Raw genomic sequence first — 20,566 nt, 5'->3', positions numbered from 1 at the left:
TATGGTAATATGGTAGCCATAGACTATATTTATAATGAGGTGCAGGAATGAATATCATCGACGAACTGAAATGGCGCGGGGCTGTGAATCAGCAGACTGACGAAGAGGGTTTATACAAGCTGGTGGGAGAGAAATCGATCTCTCTCTACTGCGGGATCGATCCGACGGGGGACAGCATGCACATCGGGCATCTGATCCCATTCATGATCCTGAAGCGTTTCCAGCTGGCGGGGCATCATCCGGTCATCGTCATCGGCGGCGGCACGGGCTCCATCGGCGATCCGTCCGGCCGCAAGACGGAGCGTGTGCTCCAGTCGGCGGAGCAGGTCAAGCACAATGCGGAATGTCTGACGAACCAGATGAAGCGGCTCTTTGGAGAGGACGGTTTCACGATGGTGAATAACTATGACTGGCTGTCGCAGATCTCCCTTTTGGATTTCCTTCGTGACTATGGCAAGCTTTTCAATATCAATACGATGCTCGCCAAGGATGTCGTGGCATCTCGCCTCGATACGGGGATCTCTTTCACGGAATTCTCGTATCAGATCCTGCAGTCCATCGATTTCAAGATGCTCTATGACAAATACGATGTGCAGCTGCAGATCGGCGGTTCGGACCAGTGGGGCAATATCACGAACGGTGTCGATCTTATCCGTAAGATGGAGGACAAGCACGATGCCTACGGCCTCACCATCCCGCTGATGCTGAAGGCAGACGGCACGAAATTCGGCAAGACGGCGGGCGGCGCCGTATGGCTGGATCCGAAGAAGACCTCGCCCTATGAATTCTATCAGTTCTGGTTCAACCAGGATGACCGCGATGTCGTGAAGTACCTGAAGTATTTCACCTTCCTTTCGAAGGAGGAGATCGACGCGCTCGAGACCGAAGTCGCAGAGCATCCGGAGCATAGAAACGCGCAGAGGAAGCTCGCAGAGGAGGTCACCCGCTTCGTTCACGGCGAGGCAGGTCTTTTGCAGGCAGAGAAGGTCACGCAGGCCCTCTTCTCCGGTCATATCGAGGAACTCTCCGGCGAGGAGATCGAAGGCGCTTTCCGCAATACCAAGGGCGGCGAAGTGCATGAAGAGAGCATCAATATCGTCGAAGCACTCGTCGAAGGCGGCGTAGAGAAGTCCAAGCGGCAGGCCAGAGAAGATGTGAAGAATGGCGCGATCCGCGTGAATGGCATCCAAGTGAAGGATACGGAAGCAGCGATCTCCGCGCATCCGAATACGAATGGCCAGTTCATCATCATCAAAAAAGGAAAGAAAAATTATTTCTCGATCCGCATCGTGAAATAATTTGCAGGAAGCGGCAGACGAAGGTCTGCTGCTTTTTTGTTTAGGGGGAGAGGGAGCCCGTGGGGCGTGTCGCCCTTTGATTGCGGATGAAAACTCTGCTTGAATGAGAAATTAGAAATGAGAAATGCGAAATGGTGGTGCGGCGCCAGATCCTTCGACTCAGTTCTCACTGTTCCGCTTTTACATTATCGAACATCCGACATTTCACTCCGCTCAGGATGACGAAATGCGCCGCGGAGTGTAAATAATGGCGATGCCCGAACGTGGTATTTAGTCACCAGTCACTAGTCACTCCTAATCCCTAACCCCTAATCCCTAATTACTAATTACTAATCACAAAAAACTATTGACATTCATCAATAACATAGTATAATAAATTTCACAACGAAAGAACGAATAGCTAGGAACGGGAAAAGCATTCCGTAGAACTTTCAGAGAGCCGGCGATCGGTGCGAGCCAGCAGGGAAGGGATGCACGCTCACCCGGGAGTTTCAGAGATGAAAAAAGTAGTTTCTGACGCCGCCTGCGTTACAGGCACCTGAAAAGCGATGATCGGGACAAAGCATTCTGTGGTCCATGGCATAGAGAGCCGGCGTATGGTGCAAGCCGGAACATTCCACTGATTGATATCACCTGTGAGCTCCTTCTTCGAACGTAGTAAATGAAGGCGTCTATCCGCGTTACGGATGTGAGCTTGAGTATAATGTAGGGTGGTACCGCGCATGTCGCCCCTATTTCCGGAATGGAAATAGGGGCGTTTTTATATGGTGACATCTCATTAGAAAGCGCTCTTTTGAGTGATAAAACCAGGGTGGTACCGCGGAAATCTTTCGCCCCTGCTGCAATGACGCCAGATTGCAGCAGGGGCGTTTTTATTGCTATTCGTTCTGGGATGGGATTTTTAAGTGACTAGTTTCTAATAGCTAGTGGCTAGTGACTGGGGATTAGGGATTAGTAGCTTAGGGATTAGGATCCTTGAGTGACTGGTGACTTGAATACCACTTTCGGGCACCACCACTCCTCACTTCTAACTAGAGAGTAAAGCTTTCATCCACAATCAAGGGGCTAACCCTGAACCTTGCACCTTATACCCCATCCCCACTTTGAGGGCTTGCCCTCGTATTTTGAAAGGAGAAAAGATCGTGTTTTTACAACAGCTTGTCAACGGTTTAACGCTGGGAAGCGCCTATGCGGTCATCGCCATCGGCTACACGCTGGTTTTCGGTGTATTGAACATCGTCAACATGGCGCATGGCGGGATCTTCATGGTCGGCGCTTACATCGGGCTGCTCCTCGTCACAGAGGCAGGCTTTGGGATTTTCCCAGCTTTGATTGGAGCCATGGTCGGCGGTGCCGTCCTAGGCTATGCATTGGAGATCTTCGCACTGCGCCCGCTGCGTCGCCGCAAGGTGACGCACCTTGCTCCGCTGATCTCCACCATCGGTGTCTCGACCTTCCTTGAAAGTGTCGCACTGATGGTATGGGGACCGCAGACCCGTTCGTTCCCGACATCCTTCGGTAACGAACTGATGGACTTCGGTGCTTTCAAGATCTCCGGGATCCAGATCATTTCACTGGGGACCGCTGTCGTCCTGATGGTGCTCCTCACCATCCTCCTCAATAAGACAAAGATCGGCAAGGCTGTCCGTGCGACTTCGGAAAGCGCGGAAACAGCGAGCCTGCTCGGGATCAATACCGGACGCATCATCACTTTCACTGTCATGATGGCATCGGCACTGGGTGCGGCAGCCGGCGTCCTCATCGGTCTTTCCTTCAATGCGATCGAACCGACCATGGGTACCGCGATGGGCCTTAAAGGGCTTGCAGTCCTCATCATGGGCGGCCTTGGCAATGTCGAAGGCGCCATGGCCGGCGGCTTCATCCTCGGCATCGCAGAAGTATTCTCCGTCGCTTACGGCAGCTCTTCGTATCGTGACGCTGTCGCATTCGGCATCATCATCCTGATTCTCTTCATTCGTCCGGAAGGCTTATTCTCCAAGGCCGGGAAAGGAGGCAGACCGTAATGGAAGAATTACTGAACGGTTATTTCCTGCAGGTCCTGACCTTTGTATGCATCAATATCATTCTGGCCATGACCATTTACATGACGCTTTGCACCGGCATCCTGTCGCTGGGCAATGCAGGGCTCATGAGCTTCGGCGCTTACACCTCTGCGATCCTGACCGCAGAATATAATTTCCCGATGCCGTTAGGCATCCTCCTGGGCGGCTGCACCGCGACGATCGTCGCACTCATCATCGGTCTGCCGACCATCCGTCTGCGCGGGCTTTACCTTGCTATCGCGACGCTGGGCTTCGGCGAAGTCGTCCGCGTCATCGCGCTGAATCTGGACATCACCCACGGCGCGCTTGGCTACTCCGGCATCCCGTCTATGGCAAGCGTTCTTTCTGACTATGCGAGTGACATCGGCCTCATCGATGCGCTGGAGATCGACTCTCAGACCGCAGGACAGCTCCTCATGTGCCTCGTCCTTCTGATCCTCGTCGTACTCATCGTCACCTTCTGGTACCGCCTCGAACATTCCCGCTATGGCCGCGCCATGGCAGCGGTCAAGGCTGACGAATATGCAGCATCCCTGACCGGCATCAATGTAGTCCGCTACAAAATGATGACCTTCCTCTTCTCTGCGTTCTTCGCAGGCGTCGCTGGCGCGCTCTATGCCCATGCGACATTCTTCATCAGTCCGACCGATTTCTCCTGGCACAAGGTCGTAGACATCCTGCTCTACACCGTCTTCGGCGGCAGCAATGTCATGTGGGGCTCTGTCCTCGGCGCTTCCATCCTGACCATCGTACCGGAGTCGCTCCGCTCCATGGCGGAATACCGCGACATCATCTATGGCGTCATGCTGGTCGCACTCATGGCCTTCCGTCCGGACGGCATCCTCTCCTATGATGCGGTGAAATGGATCTCCAAGAAATTCAGCAAGAAAGCTGTAGAAGGAGGGAAAAACTGATGCTGCTCGAAATGAAAAATGTAGTGAAACAGTTCGGCGGCCTCACCGCTGTTTCCAATATGTCCTTCCATGTAGACAAAGGGGAGATCTTCGGCGTCATCGGGCCAAACGGCGCCGGCAAGACCACCATTTTCAACCTGATCACCGGCGTATATCAGGTGACGGAAGGGGATGTCGTCCTGAACGGCACCTCCATCGAAGGAAAGAAGCCGTATGAGATCATCAATCTCGGCGTCGCACGTACTTTCCAGAATATCCGCCTCTTCACCGGCATGACCGTTCTGGAAAACATTCTCGTCGGTCATCATGACCGCCTGAAATCCAGCTTCCTTGCCAGCATCCTCCACACCGCTTCCCAGAAAAAAGAAGAAGCAGAAGCCAGAGAGGATGCGATGGAGCTTCTGAAATTCGTCGGTCTTGAGGAAGATGCAGACCGCCTGGCGACCGAGCTTCCCTACGGCAAGCAGAGAAAGCTGGAGATCGCCCGTGCGATGGCGACGAAGCCGCAGCTCATTCTCCTCGATGAACCGGCTGCCGGCATGAACGATTCGGAAACCGCCGCGCTCACAGAGCTCATCCGCGGGATCCGCGAAAAGTACGGCATCACCATCGTCCTCATCGAACACGACATGCAGCTCGTCATGAGCCTTTGCGACCGCGTCATGGTCGTCAATTTCGGTAAAAAATTGGCAGAAGGCGTGCCGGAAGAGGTACAGAACAATCCGCAGGTCATCGAAGCATACTTGGGTAAGGAGGAAGACTGATGCTGCTTGAACTTAAAAATATCGAAGCTGCGTATGGCAATATCAAAGCCCTGAAGGGCATCAACCTCGCTGTCCCGGAAGGCAAGATCGTCACCCTGATCGGGGCGAACGGCGCCGGCAAGTCCACCACCATGAAGACCATCATGGGCGTCATGAAGCCCATCGCCGGCGACGTCCTCTTCAAGGGCGAATCCATCGCAGGGAAGAAGACCTATGATATCGTCAACAGCGGCGTCGTCCTCGTCCCAGAGGGGCGTCAGATCCTTCAGGGCATGACCGTCCGCGAAAATATCGAGCTCGGCGCTTATCACAGAAATGATAAGAAGGAGATCGCGGAAGACATGGCCCAGGTCTTTGAGCGCTTCCCGCGCCTCTTTGAAAGACAGAGCCAATTCGCCGGTACCCTTTCCGGCGGCGAACAGCAGATGCTTGCGATCGGCCGCGCCATGATGGCACGTCCGCAGGTCATGCTGCTCGATGAACCATCCATGGGCCTTGCTCCGCTCGTGGTACAGCAGATCTTTGATGTTGTCAAGGATATCAACAAAATGGGGACTACTGTTCTTCTGGTAGAACAGAATGCGCGCAAAGCTCTCCAGATCGCCGACTATGCCTATGTCATGGAAACCGGCAAGATCGTCATGGAAGGCCCCGCGCAGGAAGTGGCTGCAAACCCGGATGTCATGGCGGCCTATCTGGGCGGTAAGAAGAAACAGTGACCAATATCAGCCTCACGGCTGGAAACACGATCTCGGAAAAGAGTCAGCGAAAGCTGGCTCTTTTCCTTTTGGGGGAGTTGGCGGCTGGCTCTTGGAGAAGGACTGCGCCAAAGGCGCAGGATGGATCCCCCCAAGGCGGTATGAAAATGAATGGGAGACATTAGATTTCAGACCTCAGACGTCAGACGTCAGACGTCTAAAGTCTCTAAGTCTCAAACGGGCATCGCCTCATATATACTTGCGACGAAGCAGCCACCACAACCTTGATTCCCGAAGTTTGAAAGCAGGGATGAGTGACTGGTGACTAGGGATTAGTAGCTAGGGATTAGGTTTGCGATACGAGAAAACCGCTAGTTTCAAACCTCCACGGCGCTTCCATGATTTTATGCGCCGCACCACTCCCGTCCTACCTATAGAACCTGCTGAACCTCTTTCGCGAGGAATCGGGGGACGAATAGATCCTTCGACGCAGTCCTCACTCGTTCTGGCAGAGGTTGTCGCAGATACGTCGTTTCTGCCCGCTCAGGATGACGATACGAGAGTACCGCTATTCGTAGACTTTCGGGCATTGCGTCATATGTACTTGCGGCGGAGCCGCCATCACAACCCTGAACCCCGAACCCTGAACCCTACACTCCATCTTCCCTCTCTATGCTACAATAGAACTATTACAAGAACTATCTCACAGAAAGAAGGATTTCCTATGAAAAAACATATCATCGTCATCACCACCGGCGGCACCATCGCTATGAAAACGGATCCCGTGACCGGCGGGCTCGTACCTGCCGTCTCCGGCGAGGACCTGGCAGCAGCCGTACCTGGGCTCTCCTCCTGGGCAGACGTGGATGTCGTCGAATTTTCCAATGTCCCGAGCGGATGGATGGATACCGAGAAGATGCTGTCCCTTGCCCGCACCATCGACGGGCTCGCAGACAAGGCGGATGGCTTCGTCGTGACGCACGGCACGGACAGTCTGGAAGAGACCGCCTTCTTCCTCGACATGACGCTTCACACCGAGAAGCCGGTCTGCGTGACAGGGGCGATGCGCGGTGCCTCGGATCTCTCTGCGGACGGCCCCCGAGAATATTCTCTCCGCGGTCCGCGTCGCGGCGAGTGATCGCTCTCGCGGCATGGGCGTCCTCGTTTGCCTGCAGGACCGCATCTATGCGGCCTTCGACGTGACGAAATTCCACACGACGAATCCCGACACCTTCCGCGACCTGCATTACGGTCCTCTTGGCACGGTCTACAGCCATGAGATCATCTATGGCCGCCGTCCGATCGGACACCTGCGCCTTCACCCGTCCTCCCTGTCAGCCAAGGTCTGGATGGTGACCTGCTGGTCCGGTATGGAGGGCGATATCATCCGCGCGGCCGGTGAGGCGCAGGTGGATGGCCTGATCGTCGATGCCCTTGGCTGCGGGAATGTCCCGCCCAAGTGCAAGGCGGAGATGATGAAGCTCGGCGAAGCCGGTCTTCCGATGGTGCTGACGACCCGCGTGCCTTCAGGCAGCGTCATGGAGGAATACAGCTACGATGGCAGCGCTTTCTCCATGAAAAAGAGCGGACTCATCCTGGGAGGCCGCCTTTCCGCATGGAAAGCGCGCCTGCTTCTTGCCATCGCACTCGGTGTGACCAAGGATCGGGAAGAAATCCGGGCGATTTTCGAGAAGTTGGCGCATTGATGCGTGGCTGGCGGCTAGTGACTGGTGACTAGTAGCTAGTGACTTGTGACTAGGGATTAGGGGGAATACATGTTAAAATCAGTGCCCCTAGATTTTGCCAGTTTCTGGGGGGATTTGCCGCAAGAGGTTTCAGATTGCGATACGTGCTTACCCTGATTCAAGATACGCGGCGCTTCTATTTTTTATGCGCCGCGCTTCCCCCCTTGCTCCTTTTGAATCTTCGGAATCTGTTACCAAAATGTTCAGCAAAAAAGTTTTCAAAAAAATGCTTGACATATGCGCCTTCGATTGGTATACTACATAAGTCAGTCAACCACTGATACAAATCAATAAGGCGCTGACCGATAGGTCAGGGAACAAACGTGGAGAGGTGTCCGAGCGGTTGAAGGTGCATGATTGGAAATCATGTTGACGGCGAATACCGTCACGGGGGTTCGAATCCCCCTCTCTCCGCCACAAAGTAAGAGCTCGTCGAAGAAGGCGGGCTCTTTTGCTATGCATTTTTGTACGAGAGAATCATTTCCGCATCATGAGAAATACGGCATAGCTATGCCGTTTCGCACTGCTCTTGGGGGGGGATGACGGCTGGCTTCTTTTCCTCACTTGGCTTCGTTACAATTACCTAATGACGCACGCCTGAAAAAGGTATATAATAATTTTATGCTATCATGCATGAAATTACGGAAAACTGATCACATCGGAGGGTCAGAGGGCATCCGGCTTTTTATCCATGGCATCATCATGATTTTGCGTCGGCAGCTGGCTGTCTCTGTCAGCGGACGCCCCTGCTATGTATAAAATTCACGAATGCAGTCTGATGAAGATCGAATCAGTGCTTCCCTACAGAAAGCCAAAGGAAGGTGCCAGTATGAAAATTTCTCAGCGCGCATTAAGTTTGACCACATCCCCGATCCGCAGATTGGGCCCCTATGCTCTCGAAGCAGAGAAGGCAGGGAAGAAAGTCTATCATCTGAATATCGGACAGCCTGATATCGAGACGCCGGCGCAGTTTATGGATGCCATCCGCAGCTTTGACAAAAAAGTGGTCGCTTATGGTCCTTCGCAGGGGGATCCGAAGCTGATTGCTCAGGTACAGAAGTACTATGAAGCATGGGGAATGCACTACGAAGCGAAGAACATCTACATCACCAATGGTGGCAGTGAGGCTCTGGAGCTTGCAGCTCTCGCTCTCTGCGATCCGGGGGATGAGATATTGGTCTTTGAACCGTTCTATGCGAACTACAATTCGTTTGCCAAGATCTCCGGCGCACACGTAAAAGCGGTACCGACTCATGCAGAAAATGGCTACCGCCTGCCGGATGCAGCGACTGTCGAGCAGTATGTATCTGCCAAGACCCGCGCCATCCTTCTGACGAACCCGGGCAACCCGACTGGTGTCGTCTACACGAAAGAAGAAATGGATATGGTGGCAGGCATCGTGAAGAAACACGGCCTTGCTCTCATTGCGGATGAAGTATACCGCGAATTCGTCTACGACGGTGCGTATACCAGCTTTGGCACCTACGAAGACCTCGCTGACAACGTCATCATCATCGACTCTGTATCGAAGCGTTACAGTGCCTGCGGAGCGCGTATCGGCTGCCTTATCTCCAAGAATGATGAATTCACCAGCCAGATCAATAAGTTTTGTCAGGCACGCCTCTGTGTACCGGAAGTGGAGCAGATCGGCGCAGCTGCTCTCTATGATACACCGAAGTCTTACCTCGAAGCGGTCAATGAAGAATATAAGAAACGCCGTGATACCATCGCTGCCGGTCTGGCAGCCATCCCGGGCGTCATTTCCTCTGACCCGAAGGGGGCTTTCTACGTCATGGTGAAGCTTCCTGTCGATGATGCGGAGAAATTTGCCATTTGGATGCTGAAGGATTTCTCTGACAATGGGGAAACCGTCATGATCGCTCCCGGCAATGGTTTCTACGCGACCGAAGGCAAGGGCATCGATGAAGCCCGCCTCGCCTATGTCCTGAACTGCAGCGACCTCAAGAGAGCCATCGAGCTCCTCGGCAAGGGTCTCTCTCAGTATCCGGGCAAAAAGAATTGATGGCTTAGGATAAGATGGAGCTGTGAAGAAATGAATCCTCATTTCTTCACAGCCCCTTTTTACTTTGCTTTCATTTGGTTCAGGGTTCAAGGTTCAGGGCTCTCGTGGCGGCTTCGCCGCCGTTTCTTAGAAGATGGTATTCTCGTACGCAGCCTTCCCCTCTAGGGAATGCTATTAAGTTAAGCGGCAGAACGTTCTTGGCTCCCCATCGGGGGAGCTGCCCGAAGGGCTTGTGCAAGCGAACTGGATTTTTAGGAGTGAAGCGACGTGAAAATCCAGTGAGACGCCATTTCGAGCGAAGTGAGATGAGGGGGGCTACGTAGCGGTATTGCATGAAAGTGTTGGAATATCGATAGCATCGGACTATTCAACATAGCACGATATACTGCTAGCATGCCCCTATTGCCTTCGGCACTTCCCCCGAAGGGGGAAGCAAGACGTTACGTAGCTAACGATTTCCTTAACTTAATAGCATTACTCATCGGCGGGAGCTTTTTTATTCCCACGTCCTCGGGCGTTTCACAGCTGTGGTATAATGAGGGTATGCAGCGGCTGGTGATTAGTGATTAGTGACTAGTGACTTAAATGCCACCTTCTGGCATCGCCACTATCTATACTCCGCGGCGCTTCTATATTTTTATGCGCCGCACCACAACCCTGAGCCCGCCAACCTGAACCCTTAAATTATATAAAGGAGTACTTCCTATGAATCTTATCAAACTCATTGCCATCGACCTCGATGATACACTTTTACATGATGACATTTCCCTTTCCGCATACACCCGGGATACCCTGCGAAAGGCGATGCAGAAGGGTGTCCGCATCGTGATCGCGACAGGCCGCATGTTTCAGGCGGCGCGGCCCTGGGGGCAGGCGATCGGCCTCGGCGATGTGCCGATGATCTGCTACACGGGTTCGCTTACGGGTCTCTGCGAGAGCGGGCGGCTCATCCGTGATGTACGGATCGAGCGGCAGACGGCGCTTGCCATTCTTGAGACCATCCGGGAGCATGGCTGGTACGCGCAGACGTATATCGATGATGAGATCTATGTGGCGCATCGCGATGAACGAACGGATGAGTATGAGCGTCAGTGCGGTGTGAAGGCGCATGAGGTCGGAGACGATTTCTACCATCCGGAAAAGGCACCGACGAAGATCCTCCTCTGTGAGCATGATGAGGAGAAGATGAAAGACATCGAGACCACGCTCCGCGGTCTGTACAGCGACGTGATCGGTCAGGTGAAGTCGAAGCCGTATTTCTTTGAAATGAACAATAAAGAGTGCTCGAAGGGAAAAGCCGTCGCGTCTCTTGCGAAAGCGTGGGGGATCGCGATGGAGGAGATCATGACCTTCGGGAATGGCAATAATGATGTGTCGATGCTGTCCATGACGCCTTGGGGATTTGCCGTGGCGAATGCATCGAAGAGCGCGAAGGAAGCGGCCGGCCACGAGACGCTTTCCAATAATGAAGACGGCGTCGCGAAAGCAGTGGAAAAGTATGTATTGGGTGAGAAATAGAAATTAGAAACCGGAAATGAAGGTGGCGGCATCGCCCCGTTTCGTCATCCTGAGCGGCGAGAAACGTCGTATGTGAGATAACGAATGCCAGAACAGCTGCGACCTGAGCCCTCGATCTCGGCGAAGCCGCCACCTTCATTCCTCATTTGAGCAGAGCTTTCATCTACAATCAAGGGGCGCTCCGCCCCGTGGCTAACCCTGAAGTTTGAAAGCAGGTATGAGTGGCTAGTGACTGGTGACTTGTGACTGGTAGCTAGGGATTAGTGGCTAGGGATTAGGTTTGCGATACGAGAAAACCGCTAGTTTCAAACCTCTGCGGCGCTTCTATATGTTTATGCGCCGCACCACCATTTCTCATTTCTCATTTCTAATTTCTCATTCAAGCGAAGCTTTCAAACGGAATCAAAGGTCGCCCCGCCCACGGGCTCACCTTGAATCCCTATTTACCAAAGGAGCATTCCATGGACAAAGATACATTTCGCTTCGTCATCATCACCGGCATGAGTGGCGCCGGAAAGACCAATTTCATGCAGAAGCTTGAAGATATGGGCTATTACTGCGTGGACAATCTGCCGCCCGTCCTGATCGTCCGTTTTGCGGATCTCTGCTGGAAGAGCACGTCTTCCACGCGGCATGTGGCGGTCGTGACGGATATCCGCGGAGGCTCCTTCTTTGATGCCCTGCCGCAGGCCTTGGATGAGCTGGAAAAGCGCGGCATTCCGCATGAAGTGGTCTTTCTGGAGGCCTCCGATGAGGCGCTGGTGCGCCGCTACATGGAGACGCGCCGCCAGCATCCGCTCGCGAAGAATATGCGTATCCAGGAAGGCATCGAGCAGGAGAGAAAGATCCTTGCCGGCGTGCGCGCACAGGCGGATATGATCATTGATACGACATCGATGCAGGCCTCCGACCTCAAGGAGTACATGCAGAGCCGGTTCAGTGCGGACAGCACGGATCAGGAGATGCAGATCACGGTCTTTTCCTTCGGCTTCAAGTATGGCATCCCCATCGATGCCGATATGGTGATCGATGTCCGTTTCCTGCCGAATCCCTTTTACATCGCGAAATACAAGCATTCGAGCGGGCGCGTGAAGGAAGTCGCGCAGTACATCGCATCGGCTCCGGTGACGCAGGATTTCCTGACAAAGCTATATGACTTCATGGATTTTCTCGTGCATCAGTTCGAGGCGGCGGGCAAGACGCAGTTCACCATCGCCATCGGCTGCACGGGCGGCATGCATCGCTCGGTCTTCGTGACGGAGAAGCTGGGGCAGTACCTGAAAAGGAAGCATGCGCGCGTCAGCATAGAGCATCGGGATCTCCATAGAAATCCGGTCGAGCACGATGCGAATGATATCATGGAGGGCAAGGTATGAGACATCTTCTCCAGTGGCTCTATCCGGGGCTGGCGGTGAAGCGGTGGATGCTGCTTTTCTCTCTGGGCATCCTGCTTCTCGTCTTCGGTGCGACACTCATTTTGAATTACCAGATCTTCGGTATCCTGGAAGAGGAAATGCTGCGCTTCGCCTTTCAGATGACGGGCAGCTACAGCTATACCTTCCTTGCGGTCTGCGGCACGCTCATGATCATCCTCGCGCTGTGGATCATGACACATGCGGTCCGGCGGCTCGTGAAGCGTTTCTTCGAGCTTATGGCTCCGGGGCAGACCGAGGTGTCGAAGAGCATCCTGTCCCGCATGGAGCTTTCCCGCGGGATGAAGATCGTTTCCATTGGCGGCGGCCATGGGCTCTCCATGCTCCTTCGCGGCCTCAAGACGAAGACGTCGAACATTACCGCCATCGTGACGGTGGCCGATGACGGCGGCTCCTCGGGCCGTCTCCGTGAAGAAATGGGGATCATCGCGCCGGGTGATCTTCGAAACTGCCTCGTCGCGCTGGCAGATAAGGAGACCGTGCTGGAGCAGCTCTTTCAGTATCGCTTCGCAGGCAATGGCGAGCTATCGGGGCACAGCCTCGGGAATCTCTTCCTCGCGGCGCTCATCAAGGAATTCGGCAATCCGCAGAACGCGCTCGAAGCGGCGAGCAAGGTCCTCAATATCCGCGGCAAGGTCGTCCCGGCCACCTCGGAGAAGGTGCGTCTCAAAGCGAAAATGTCCGATGGAGAGATCATAGAGGGCGAGTCTGAGATCTCTGCCTATCCGGAGAAATCCGGCAAGGAGGTACGCATCCTTCATATGTCGACCATCCCCAAGGCGCCGATCGCCGTCGGTGATGCGCTCGAAGCTATCAAACAGGCAGACCTCATTACCTTAGGGCCGGGCAGCCTTTATACGAGCGTCCTGCCGAATCTTCTCGTCCCGGAGATCCTGCAGGCCATCCGGCAAAGCAGCGCGCCCGTACTCTATATATGTAACGTCATGACCCAGCCGGGAGAGACCGGCGGTTATACCGTGAGCGACCACCTGAAAGCTCTGATCGACCATGTGGGCGGCGGCGTCATTGATTTCGTCCTCGCCAACAATGCCGTCCCGAAAGACGACGTGCTGAAGAAATATGAAAAAGTCCATGCCGTGCCCGTTAAGATCGATCGGGAAAAGGTCAAGAGGATGGGCGTGCAGCTCATCGAGGCAGACCTTCTGGGGCCCCTTCGCGGCGCGACACAGGATACGAAAGTCCTGACAGAGGAGCTTGCACAGATCCACAGCCTGCTGAAGGTGAATATCCCGCCCGAAGCACTGGAAGAATATTTGAAAAGGAGTCATTGATGTCCTTCACAGAACAGGTCAAAAATGAACTGGCACGGATCCCCAGAGAAGATGCGGGAAGCCGTGCAGCGGAGCTTCTTGCATTGCTCCGCATGAGCGGTTCCTTCATCACCGGCGCGCATGCCAGCTGGGGACTGGAATTTTCCACCGGCAACAGCGCTGTCGCCCGTCGCGTCCTGGTGTACCTCAAGAAAGACTTCGGCTTCATGCCCTCCACCATGGTACGGCAGGGACGCCGTCTCAGGAAAAAGAACGTCTACACCCTCCTCGTGCAGCCGTCGAAGGAAGGCCTCCATTTCTTAGATACCATGGGCCTCTCTCCGCTGTCCGGCGCAGAGGATATGGAGAAGCTCGTGACCGCCGAAGAACGCCGCGCCTACCTGGCCGGTGCCTTCCTAGGCGGCGGCTCCGTCAGCCGTCCCCAGAGCGACTACCACCTCGAGATGGTGACGCAGTCCGCCCGCTTCGCCGAAGAGATCGTGAAAGCCATGAAGAGCTTCAGACTGAATGCCCGCCTGACCGACCGCAAGAATGACTACATCGTCTATATCAAAGACGGGGATGAAGTCTCCGAATTTCTCCAGATCGTGGGTGCTGCCCAAAGCTACATGGACTTCGAGAGCGTCCGCGTCGTGAAGGATATGCGGAACCGCGTGAACCGGCAGGTGAACTGCGAGACGGCGAATCTCCAGAAAACCGTTGACGCCGCCGTCCGCCAGACCCACCTTGTGCAAAAGCTTCTTGCCAAAGAGAGTCGCTCCTCGCTCTCCCCAAAGATTCGCGAAGCCTGCGACCTCCGTCTCGCCCACCCAAATGCCAGTCTCTCCGAGCTTGCGGAGATCTGCGGTATCACAAAATCCGGTCTCGCCCACCGCTTCAAAAAGATCGAAGCGATGGTGGGGACTGCCGACTAGGGACTAGTGGCTGGTGACTAGGGATTAGGGATTAGGTTTGCGATACGAGAAAACCGCTGGTTCCAAACCTCTGCGGCGCTTCTGATTTTTATGCGCCGTGCCACCATTTCGCATTTCGCATTTCTCATTTCTCATTTCTCATTCATGCGATACTTTCAACTGGAATCAAGGGGCGTCCCGCCCCACGGGCCGCCCCTGAACCCACAACCACCCATTTTTCTATCAAAGAAGATGTCATCATGAACAACTATCAAACGTTTTTATCCACCATGGTCGCGGCAGCGACCATTTGTATTTCTACTTCTGTGTTCGCTGATTCGCTGGCGTATGAGGACTACACAGAGATCCCGCTTTCCCTGAAGAAGGAGGAAGGGACGCTCATCTTTTCCGACTGCCCCGAGTACGCAGATACGACGGGGATCCTCTATGAAGGCACTGTCGAAAAGGGGGAAGGACGCCTCTACTATTACCACGTGAATGAGACCGGTGCGCCTGCGCGGCTCGTCGTCTATGCCAAAGCGGACAAGAAACAGCCCCTCACGATGAAGCGTGCCATCCGCGGGGATGCATCGAGCAGCTACATCCCGACAGGAAGCACGCTCTCTTTCCGGGAAGCCATCGATGCGAAGCAGGAAGAAAAGACCTTCCGGCTTGCGCCCGGCGAACGTACCATCCTCTTTGAAGACGATCCGAAAGGGATCTCCGAAGAAGACCTCGTGAGCGGCATCGTAGAGATCGAAACGAAGCACCCGGTGAAGCTCGGGGCTGCCATTTTGCCGATGGATGATGACAAATCGCTCCAAAAGGCTCTCGATACCGCAGTGCCGCTTCCTCCTGATTCCCATGAAATGCGCGGCACTTTCGCCGCAGATATTTACCTTTCCTGCGAGCCATGGGACTTTTCCAAAGGAAATGCGGAGATCACCATCGGTTCATCCTACCCCTTTCAGCAGGGAAAGGACGAGGTGAGCGGTGTCAACCGTGAGAATACAGGCGACTACGGCATCTGCTACCATATCACTGTAAAGACCAAAGGGAGTGGGAACTACAAGCTCTATATCAATCCCATGGGCGGCGTCTACATGGGGACCTTCGAGATCGGACAGAATGAAAAGCTCCTCCGCACCTATCGCACAGACGGGACAGTGGGAAAGGCATGGTTCGGTGATGGTACGATGGAGAGCTGCCTTCCGGCGGGCACATGGCATGCCGGAAAGGATCTCTACATCCGTTTCATACCTGCCGGCGCCGCATACCTGCCGCTCCGTTTTCTGCTGGTGGCTGGGGATTAGTGACTGATGACTAGTAGCTAGGGATTAGGGATTGGGGATTAGGAGTGATTGGGGACTTGTGACTGATGACTAGTAGCTAGGGATTAGGGATTGGGGATTAGGAGTGATTGGGGACTTGTGACTGGTGACTAGTGACTAGGGATTAGTAGCTAGGGATTAGGTTTGCGATACGAGAAAACCGCTAGTTTTAAACCTCCGCACATTTATATTTTATGCGATGCACCATCATTCCACGTTTCCTTGAATTTTGAAAGCCAGAATGCGGAACGGGGTGCGACAACGTTTTTCTCGTATCGCCCCATATATATTTGCGGCGAAGCCGCCACCTTCATTCCTCATTTTCCTGAACCCTGAACCCTGAACCTTGAACCTGATTCACTTTCCTTATATAATAGATAAAAACCATAGACAAGGAGACTCACTATGAAATTCATCCAGTTCCGCATCGGCGACATCGTACAGATGAAAAAGAAACATCCCTGCGGCAGCCAGGAGTGGGAAGTCCTGCAGCTGGGCAGCGACATGCGCATCAAGTGCTGCGGCTGCGGACATATCGTTTTGATCCCTCGCCCCAAATTTTTGAAGGGGGCGAAAAAAGTCCTGAATCGTGACATCACACAGGATACCCCGCTGGCTGAGCGCACTTCAGAGTTTGAAGGCGAATAGGAGAGGACGGGAGAGTGGCCTCCAAGGGGGAAGACCTTCCTTGCAAGCGATCGGCAGGACGACCTGGGAGCGGATCCTGCGCTCCGTGATCTCTTCGCAAAACTTTTTCAAAAAATGTAGGATTACAATACATGTGTTACACATTGAAAACATGAAAAGCGAGATATCCTTGTGATATAGTTAATTCGTCAAAAGAAACTTTTATCAAAGGAGTATCTCGCATGAACAGTATATCACAACTTATGAAATATCGCAGATCTATGGTCGAATATGCATTGAAGCATGGCGTTACTAAAACTGCCATCAAATACAATACATATCGCCAATACGTATATCGCTGGCTTCGACGTTATGACGGCTCACTGGAGTCCCTACGTAATAAATCCCGCAGGCCCAAACACCATCCCAAAGCACATACAGCTGCGGAATTAAAGCTCATTCAGGATATGAGGCGTCGAAATCCAGAAGCCGGTCTAGTGGTTTTCTGGGTAAAGCTGCGTCAGCGTGGATACAGTCGTTCAATTACCGGACTTTACCGTACATTGAAACGCATAGGGGTGACTCCGGTGAAACCACCTAACCCCAAATATGTGCCCAAACCCTATGAACAGATGCTGTATCCAGGGCAGCGCATCCAGATTGACGTAAAGTTTGTGCCGTCCGCATGTCTGACTGGTGAAGCCAAAGGAAAACGCTTCTATCAATATACAGCCATTGACGAGTTCTCACGCTGGCGTTATGTGGAAGCCTTTGAAGAGCACAGCACCTACTCTTCCATGATATTTCTGGTACATCTCGTTCAGGCTTTCCCGATGCCTATTGAATGTGTGCAGACAGATAACGGCACCGAATTCACTAAACGATTCACCAAAGCAAGTCTTGACGAAGACCTTACTCTTTTTGAGCGTAAATTAAAGGAATTAGGCATCAAGCACAAAAAGATTCGTCCCTTTACCCCAAGACACAATGGGAAAGTAGAACGCAGTCATCGCAAGGATAACGAACGCTTTTATGCCACGCATTGTTTCTTCTCTTTTGAAGATTTCAGAATACAACTCAAAAGATATAATTATCGAGATTATAACTGCTTCCCAATGCGACCGCTTGGATGGAAATCTCCAAAAGATACACTCCATGATTTCATCAAGCACGGTGTAACATATGTTTGACAAACCAACATCTCTTCGCAAAACTTTTTCAAAAAAGTACTAGACAGACACGCGCGTCCATGCTATAATCTATAACCGTGATGAGGACACTCCTACGAAACTTCAAAACGAGCCGCAAGGTTCGAAAAAGTTTGAAAAAAGTCCTTGACAAAAGCCTAAATCGATGATATGATAATCAAGTCGCTTACGTGCTGGCGTAGCTCAGTTGGTAGAGCAACTGATTTGTAATCAGTAGGTCGTAGGTTCAAGTCCTATTGCCAGCTCCATATGGGCGGATTCCCGAGTGGTTAAAGGGAGCAGACTGTAAATCTGCCGGCTTTGCCTTCATAGGTTCGAATCCTATTCCGCCCACCATCACTATCGCGGGGTGGAGCAGTTGGTAGCTCGTCGGGCTCATAACCCGAAGGCCGCAGGTTCAAGTCCTGCCCCCGCAACCATGTTTATTATTTCCCATATATCGTTATATATGCTGATATAGCTCAGTCGGTAGAGCGTATCCTTGGTAAGGATAAGGTCACCAGTTCAATCCTGGTTATCAGCTCCATATGGCGGCTTAGCTCAGTTGGCTAGAGCAAGCGGTTCATACCCGCTGTGTCCGGAGTTCAAATCTCTGAGCCGCCACCAAACCACGAAAATAAGAGTTCTCGAAAGAGAGCTCTTTTTTCATGTGTAGATGGGGATCAGTGACTGGTGGCTTGTAGCTAGGGATTGGGAGTCTCAAGTGACTGGTGACTCGTGACTAGTGACTGGCATGCCAGCTCATTGCATCGCCAGTATTTATACTTCGCGGCGCATTTCGTCATCCTGAGCGGAGTGAAATGTCGGATGTTCGATCATGTAAAGGCGGAACAGTGAGAACTGAGTCGAAGGATCTGGCGCTGCACCACCATTTCGCATTTCTCATTTCTAATTTCTCATTCAAGCGAGGTTTTTACGTGTAATCAAGGGTCACGCCGCCCCAAGGGCTAACCCTGTACCCTGCCCCCTATTTTCCCCTGACCAAGCCATCCTTTCCCCCTACATTTTCCTTGTATCTCATTGACTTTGCATGTATAATAAATAAAGCGCAAAAATATTTTGCATATTCTTTTTTGTAAAAGGAGAAGAAAAGAAATGGCAAAAGCACATTACGAAAGAACTAAACCGCATGTTAACATCGGCACCATCGGCCACGTCGATCATGGTAAAACGACCCTGACTGCTGCTATCACCAAAGTACTGTCTGAACAGGGCGGCGCTAACTTCCTCGACTATGCTTCCATCGATAAAGCACCGGAAGAAAGAGCACGTGGTATTACCATCAACACCTCCACTGTAGAATATGAAACCGCTACCCGTCACTACGCACACGTTGACTGCCCAGGGCACGCAGACTATGTAAAGAACATGATCACCGGTGCAGCTCAGATGGACGGCGCTATCCTCGTCGTATCCGCAGCTGACGGCCCAATGCCGCAGACCCGTGAACACATCCTCCTGGCTAAACAGGTCGGTGTACCGGCTATCGTTGTATTCCTGAACAAAGCTGACCAGGTAGATGATCCGGAACTGATCGACCTCGTAGAAATGGAAATCAGAGACCTCCTCTCTTCCTATGACTATCCAGGCGATGACACCCCAATTATCGTTGGCTCCGCTCTCGGCGCTCTCAACGGCAACCCAGAAGATGAACAGAAGATTCGCGATCTGATGCAGGCGGTAGATGACTACATCCCAACCCCAGAACGTGACACCGATAAACCATTCCTGATGCCAGTCGAAGACGTATTCACCATCACCGGTCGTGGCACCGTTGCTACCGGTCGTGTAGAACGTGGTACTGTCAAAGTCGGCGACACCGCTGAAATCGTCGGCCTGCAGGATAAACCGACCGCTACCGTCGTTACCGGCGTAGAAATGTTCAGAAAGACCCTTGACCAGGCAATGGCTGGCGATAACATCGGCGCTCTGCTCCGTGGTATCGACCGTAAAGACATCGTTCGTGGCCAGGTCCTCGCAAAACCGGGCACCGTTCAGCCACACACTGAATTCACCGCTCAGGTATACGTACTGACCAAAGATGAAGGCGGCCGTCATACCCCGTTCTTCAACGGCTATCGTCCGCAGTTCTTCTTCAGAACCACCGACGTAACCGGCGACATCCAGCTGCCGGAAGGCACTGAAATGTGCATGCCTGGCGATAACGTAGAAATGAGCGTTAAGCTCATCACCCCGATCGCTATGGAAGAAGGCCAGCGTTTCGCTATCCGTGAAGGCGGCCGTACCGTAGGCGCAGGCGTTGTAGCTAAGATCGCAAAATAATTTCAGCATCCGTTGAATTAAGAGAGCTCCCGAAAGGGAGCTCTTTTTGCGTGCTTGCAAGTGGTGCCTGGTATGAGGGAGAGTGCTCTCATAGCGGGATGAAAATCGATAGGGGCTAATTCACTTCTCGTATCGTCATCCCGAGCGAAGCCGAGGGATCTTTATTGCACTGCCGCCATATGCACACATGCGCCCTCACGTAAACGACACCTTGGTGCTTCCTTTTTCGCCTTTCCCTCGCTCCCGGTTTACCAGTCTGCAAGAAGGCTCCCTCCACTTCGGCCCTCATGATACGCAAGAAAGACGATAACCTCACATCGTCTTTCACACCGCTGCGTAGAGTTGTGCCTCTCCGAGGCACTCTATCCTGCGCCTTCGGCGCGGCCCTTCTCCAAGGGCCTACTCGTATCATCGGAGTGACTGGTGACTAGTGACTGATAGCTGGAAGACTTTATCTCAACTGTCTTTCATATCAT

17 protein-coding genes, 6 tRNA genes and 1 other annotated feature are annotated in these 20,566 nt (G+C 53.0%); all 23 genes read left to right on the top strand.

The window, feature by feature from the left end; genetic code table 11:
- Positions 1 to 47: 47 nt before the first annotated feature.
- The 23 genes from tyrS to tuf all read left to right on the top strand — a co-directional run bounded on the left by tyrS (position 48) and on the right by tuf (position 20,090).
- A complete protein-coding gene (gene tyrS / locus ACGG9R_RS09335) occupies positions 48 to 1,298 on the top strand; it encodes a tyrosine--tRNA ligase (protein WP_390154313.1) in 1,251 nt (416 codons plus the stop codon).
- Between the two features lie 393 nt (positions 1,299 to 1,691).
- Positions 1,692 to 2,139, top strand: a binding site (T-box leader).
- 301 nt (positions 2,140 to 2,440) lie between these two features.
- Complete coding sequence (locus tag ACGG9R_RS09330; protein ID WP_022105096.1) at positions 2,441 to 3,322, top strand: branched-chain amino acid ABC transporter permease; 882 nt, start codon at positions 2,441 to 2,443, stop codon at positions 3,320 to 3,322.
- Positions 3,322 to 4,275, top strand: a complete 954-nt coding sequence (locus tag ACGG9R_RS09325) for a branched-chain amino acid ABC transporter permease (RefSeq protein ID WP_390154310.1) — start codon at positions 3,322 to 3,324, stop codon at positions 4,273 to 4,275. The genes ACGG9R_RS09330 and ACGG9R_RS09325 overlap by 1 nt, the downstream gene beginning before the upstream one ends.
- Positions 4,275 to 5,039 carry an ABC transporter ATP-binding protein gene (locus tag ACGG9R_RS09320; protein ID WP_390154307.1) on the top strand — a complete coding sequence of 255 codons (765 nt, stop codon included), beginning with the start codon at positions 4,275 to 4,277 and terminating at the stop codon, positions 5,037 to 5,039. Before ACGG9R_RS09325 ends, ACGG9R_RS09320 begins: the two co-directional genes overlap by 1 nt.
- A 2-nt stretch (positions 5,040 to 5,041) precedes the next feature.
- On the top strand, positions 5,042 to 5,758 hold the full coding sequence (locus ACGG9R_RS09315) for an ABC transporter ATP-binding protein (RefSeq protein ID WP_055237082.1): 717 nt from the start codon (positions 5,042 to 5,044) through the stop codon (positions 5,756 to 5,758).
- Between the two features lie 703 nt (positions 5,759 to 6,461).
- Positions 6,462 to 6,875 carry an asparaginase gene (locus ACGG9R_RS09310; protein WP_390154304.1) on the top strand — a complete coding sequence of 138 codons (414 nt, stop codon included), beginning with the start codon at positions 6,462 to 6,464 and terminating at the stop codon, positions 6,873 to 6,875.
- A complete protein-coding gene (locus ACGG9R_RS09305) occupies positions 6,808 to 7,443 on the top strand; it encodes an asparaginase domain-containing protein (protein WP_390154301.1) in 636 nt (211 codons plus the stop codon). The genes ACGG9R_RS09310 and ACGG9R_RS09305 overlap by 68 nt, the downstream gene beginning before the upstream one ends.
- Before the next feature lie 364 nt (positions 7,444 to 7,807).
- A tRNA-Ser gene (locus ACGG9R_RS09300) sits at positions 7,808 to 7,899 on the top strand.
- Positions 7,900 to 8,115: 216 nt separating this feature from the next.
- Entirely contained in the window at positions 8,116 to 8,241 is a 126-nt protein-coding gene (locus ACGG9R_RS09295; protein WP_390154298.1) for a hypothetical protein, read from the top strand.
- Positions 8,242 to 8,311: 70 nt separating this feature from the next.
- Positions 8,312 to 9,505 (top strand): pyridoxal phosphate-dependent aminotransferase, encoded by a 1,194-nt coding sequence (locus ACGG9R_RS09290; protein ID WP_055236819.1) that lies wholly within the window; start codon positions 8,312 to 8,314, stop codon positions 9,503 to 9,505.
- Between the two features lie 705 nt (positions 9,506 to 10,210).
- The gene (locus ACGG9R_RS09285) at positions 10,211 to 11,023 is read left to right on the top strand and encodes a Cof-type HAD-IIB family hydrolase (RefSeq protein WP_390154295.1); all 813 of its coding nucleotides are present in this window, start codon (positions 10,211 to 10,213) and stop codon (positions 11,021 to 11,023) included.
- Between the two features lie 461 nt (positions 11,024 to 11,484).
- On the top strand, positions 11,485 to 12,399 hold the full coding sequence (gene rapZ, locus ACGG9R_RS09280; RefSeq protein ID WP_390154292.1) for an RNase adapter RapZ: 915 nt from the start codon (positions 11,485 to 11,487) through the stop codon (positions 12,397 to 12,399).
- The gene (yvcK, locus tag ACGG9R_RS09275; protein WP_390154289.1) at positions 12,396 to 13,748 is read left to right on the top strand and encodes a uridine diphosphate-N-acetylglucosamine-binding protein YvcK; all 1,353 of its coding nucleotides are present in this window, start codon (positions 12,396 to 12,398) and stop codon (positions 13,746 to 13,748) included. Before rapZ ends, yvcK begins: the two co-directional genes overlap by 4 nt.
- A complete protein-coding gene (whiA, locus tag ACGG9R_RS09270) occupies positions 13,748 to 14,662 on the top strand; it encodes a DNA-binding protein WhiA (RefSeq protein ID WP_390154285.1) in 915 nt (304 codons plus the stop codon). The genes yvcK and whiA overlap by 1 nt, the downstream gene beginning before the upstream one ends.
- Before the next feature lie 239 nt (positions 14,663 to 14,901).
- On the top strand, positions 14,902 to 15,954 hold the full coding sequence (locus ACGG9R_RS09265) for a hypothetical protein (RefSeq protein ID WP_390154282.1): 1,053 nt from the start codon (positions 14,902 to 14,904) through the stop codon (positions 15,952 to 15,954).
- 423 nt (positions 15,955 to 16,377) lie between these two features.
- Positions 16,378 to 16,620, top strand: coding sequence for a DUF951 domain-containing protein (locus ACGG9R_RS09260; RefSeq protein WP_022105394.1), 243 nt, complete (start codon positions 16,378 to 16,380; stop codon positions 16,618 to 16,620).
- A 221-nt stretch (positions 16,621 to 16,841) separates the two neighbouring features.
- Positions 16,842 to 17,789 carry a DDE-type integrase/transposase/recombinase gene (locus ACGG9R_RS09255; protein ID WP_390154279.1) on the top strand — a complete coding sequence of 316 codons (948 nt, stop codon included), beginning with the start codon at positions 16,842 to 16,844 and terminating at the stop codon, positions 17,787 to 17,789.
- Positions 17,790 to 17,979: 190 nt separating this feature from the next.
- Positions 17,980 to 18,055 (top strand) — tRNA-Thr (locus ACGG9R_RS09250).
- Positions 18,056 to 18,058: 3 nt separating this feature from the next.
- Positions 18,059 to 18,143: transfer RNA gene (locus ACGG9R_RS09245), tRNA-Tyr, on the top strand.
- A gap of 7 nt (positions 18,144 to 18,150) precedes the next feature.
- Positions 18,151 to 18,226 (top strand) — tRNA-Met (locus ACGG9R_RS09240).
- A 31-nt stretch (positions 18,227 to 18,257) separates the two neighbouring features.
- Positions 18,258 to 18,333, top strand: a tRNA-Thr gene (locus ACGG9R_RS09235).
- Positions 18,334 to 18,336: 3 nt separating this feature from the next.
- Positions 18,337 to 18,413: transfer RNA gene (locus ACGG9R_RS09230), tRNA-Met, on the top strand.
- 489 nt (positions 18,414 to 18,902) lie between these two features.
- Complete coding sequence (gene tuf / locus ACGG9R_RS09225) at positions 18,903 to 20,090, top strand: elongation factor Tu (protein WP_390154276.1); 1,188 nt, start codon at positions 18,903 to 18,905, stop codon at positions 20,088 to 20,090.
- Positions 20,091 to 20,566 lie beyond the last annotated feature (476 nt).

Origin of the sequence: Dialister sp. i34-0019-2H8 (assembly GCF_042846925.1) — a bacterium.
Classification (GTDB): Bacteria; Bacillota; Negativicutes; order Veillonellales; family Dialisteraceae; genus Dialister.
This window is presented reverse-complemented; position numbering and strand designations above follow the sequence as displayed.